Source organism: Desulfovibrio sp., assembly GCF_018379785.1.
Classification (GTDB): domain Bacteria; phylum Desulfobacterota; class Desulfovibrionia; order Desulfovibrionales; family Desulfovibrionaceae; genus Desulfovibrio.
Genome location: NZ_JAGZUV010000122.1, coordinates 1 through 2,817, shown reverse-complemented (window position 1 = coordinate 2,817; position 2,817 = coordinate 1). Strand labels below are relative to the sequence as shown.

At 61.5% G+C, this 2,817-nt stretch carries 5 protein-coding genes; all 5 read right to left on the bottom strand.

Features of this window, described 5'->3' with window-relative positions:
- Positions 1–603, bottom strand: a 603-nt coding sequence (locus KH208_RS15405; protein WP_291437769.1) for a pesticin C-terminus-like muramidase, incomplete at its 3' end; no start/stop codon positions are given.
- Between the two features lie 437 nt (positions 604–1,040).
- Positions 1,041–1,202 (bottom strand): helix-turn-helix domain-containing protein, encoded by a 162-nt coding sequence (locus KH208_RS15400; protein ID WP_291437768.1) that lies wholly within the window; start codon positions 1,200–1,202, stop codon positions 1,041–1,043.
- A gap of 10 nt (positions 1,203–1,212) precedes the next feature.
- Entirely contained in the window at positions 1,213–1,857 is a 645-nt protein-coding gene (locus KH208_RS15395) for a tyrosine-type recombinase/integrase (protein ID WP_291437766.1), read from the bottom strand.
- Entirely contained in the window at positions 1,854–2,312 is a 459-nt protein-coding gene (locus KH208_RS15390) for a hypothetical protein (protein ID WP_291437765.1), read from the bottom strand. The genes KH208_RS15395 and KH208_RS15390 overlap by 4 nt, the downstream gene beginning before the upstream one ends.
- Positions 2,309–2,554 (bottom strand): hypothetical protein, encoded by a 246-nt coding sequence (locus KH208_RS15385; RefSeq protein WP_291437762.1) that lies wholly within the window; start codon positions 2,552–2,554, stop codon positions 2,309–2,311. Before KH208_RS15385 ends, KH208_RS15390 begins: the two co-directional genes overlap by 4 nt.
- Between the last annotated feature and the right edge of the window lie 263 nt (positions 2,555–2,817).

The window sequence follows — 2,817 nt, the reverse complement described above, 5'->3', positions numbered from 1 at the left end:
CTCCAGGAGTTCGCCCTCCTGACGGCGGCGACACGCGTATTTTTTGAAGCCCGTTTTCAGCTCCAGGGCGGCGGCCTGCCAGTAGCCCCGGCAGAGATGCCCGTAGAGCGCCGGATAGCCGGTGTGACTTCTGGAGGGAAACGGGCTGCCGAGCTGGTAGAACAGGGAGACAATGACGGCCTGCGCCTCTTGCGGAAGTTCGGCGAAGGGCAGGCCCTTGGTGTTCCGGTCATAGAGGTCGGCGGCGCGGCGGATGTAGTCGCCATGCACGGCGCGGTTCACGGCGTCGCACTGTGATTCGTTGATGGCCAGGGGGGCGTTGCCCAAGGCGGCCACGGCGGCCTGTCGCTTCTTGCCGAGGTAGGGGCGGAAAATGCCGATGAGTTCCGAATCCAGACCCATGCGGCGCAGATCGGCTTCACCCTGCTGCCCCAGGTCCAGGCCCGCGCCGATGGTCACGCCGGACTGGCCGACCGGTTCGCCGCAGTCGGCCGCTTTGTTGTGACCGTCGAAGTTCTTCCGTCCGCACGGGATGTAGGCGACAGTATGCCGCTCTTCCATGCGAGTCAGAAAGGCACTGATAAAACCGGTATGAACGGGCATCTGCTGCGCTCCTGCTTTCCACGGAACGTAGCACGGGTTTTCGGCCTGTTTTTGCAAAGTGTCATGCTTCCGGACCATGAGGGCGCGTCAGGGCAGATCAGGGCGCAAGATTCCACATTTTTTGAGCCGGAAAGTTGTTGACACGTTTTCGAATGCGCCCCTGTTTTCCAAGTTTGACATAATCCATAAACTTCTTGCTTCCGGTCCATGCGGACGCTTGGGGGCGCATGCGGGCGCGTTGGGACGCATCGGGGCGCGTCCTTCCCCTGCGAATTTCTTTTTTTCACAACTGTTATCTTTTAATTTCAATATATTACAATCAATTTTACGCTATCTTCCAGGTACATTTCTGTTTCCGAAAAAAGAAATTGGCGGGAGGATGCAAGGATAAAAAAAAGAGCGGGGTGTCCCGCTCCCGCATCCTCTTTCGTGCAAGACTATTCCTGTATCGGAATGTTTTCCTTGAACTCTTCCAGCCACTGCACATGTATCCGCCACTGCGGCTTTTTCTGTCCCGTGGACATGTTCTTTGCCCGGAGTTTTTGCGTATTGATCAGGCGGCGGACGCTCTTCTCGCTTATGGAAAGGATTTTCGCCACTTCCGATATCCTAAGCCATTCCATAGCTGTGCACAGCCTCCATATGCCGCAGGGCCGACTGCTGGCAGCCCAGCTTGAACGACAGATATTTTTCCGTGCTTTCAATGCTCTTGTGGCCCAGGGCGCGCGAGGTTTCCAGCATGGGATTTATATTGGCCCCGCGTCGGAACTCGCGGATGAAGAAGCTGTTGGCCTGCTCGGCATAGGTCTTGCGCCAGGAATGCGTGCCCAGCGCGCCCAGATCCTCGTCCAATCCGGCGGCGCGCGCGGCCTGGTTGAAAATATGCCAGGCTTCGGCGCGGGTGATGGCCCGGTCGCCCATCTGGCTGCGGAACAAAAATTGCCGGCGGCCGAGATGCCCGTTTTCCAGAAGCCATTGCACCTGCCGGGCGATGGCCGCGCGGGCCGGGGCGGCCAGGTCAATGGTACGCCCGGCCAGGGCCCGCTTGATTGACGCCCTGGCTATCCGCACCCGGCGCACGACACTGCCCTTTTTCACCACGTCTGCCACGCGCAGGGACAGGGCCTCGCTGACGCGCAGCCCCGTGGTGACGCAGAGCATGTGCAGGGCCTGGTTGCGCAGCCGGTATCTGCCGGAATAAGCCCGGAACATGGCCGCGGATTCGTCGATGCGAAGGGGACGGCAGCCTCTCACGGCAAAACCTCCATGTGCGGAAAGTTACTGATCCGGTCGCGCGTCCACGCGGCAAAGCGCTGAAAGCGCGGGTCCGTATTGCAGGCGCAGCGGAAAAGCTGGATATATTCGCCCTCGCTGCCGTGCGCGTGGACAAGGACGCGGATCCAGCCGGGTAAACCGCGCGTGCAGTCCGGGCAGCCCTCTTGCGGCTTGCCGCTTGTAGCCCTGAAACGCTCCGCCTGCTGCTCCTTTTTATATTCCTCGTACAGGGCGTTGAGTTCATACCCCAGATTTGTGCCGCGCGTCATGCGGGCAGTGCGGCGGATGAACTCGTTGACCACCCATGCCGACGCCGGCAGCGGCATATGCCCGGCCACCTGATGCCAGGCTTGCAGGGTCGCGTCCTCCGGTTCGGGAAAGACGAAGGCCGCGCAGATTTTTCTGACGGCCGCGTCGAACTCCGGGCGGGTCATTGCGCGCCTCCCGCTCCCACGCCCTGAAATTGCGCCGTGAGTTCGTCAAAGCTGGGACCGGCCGACGGCCGCGCCCCGGCCCGGCGCTGTTTTTGGCGGCGCTCCGCCACGGCGTCGAAAACCCATTTGCGCATGGCCAAGTAGTGGGATTTGTACGGGTCGCGCTTTCTGCTGGCCCCCAGATGCTGGTCCAGCAGGGCGACGGCTTCGTCCGTGGCTTCGGGGCCGTAGTCCTCGCGCAATCTGGCAAGCTCCTCGGTCGTGAGCAGGACGTTGCCGTATTCGCCGTGGCGCTGTTTGGGGTCACCCTCCCCCGTCCTGACGGAGCGTGCGGGTGGACGCGCGGGCGCGCTCTCTTTCTCTGGGAGATTCTTGATAGGTTCTCTTAGAGATTCTCCCCGAACCACGTTCGGGGGTGGGGTGAACGTGGTTCGGGGGAGGGGTGAACCAGATTCGGGGGTGGGCCGAACCTCGTTCGGGGGTGCATCCTGTTCGGGGGTGAACG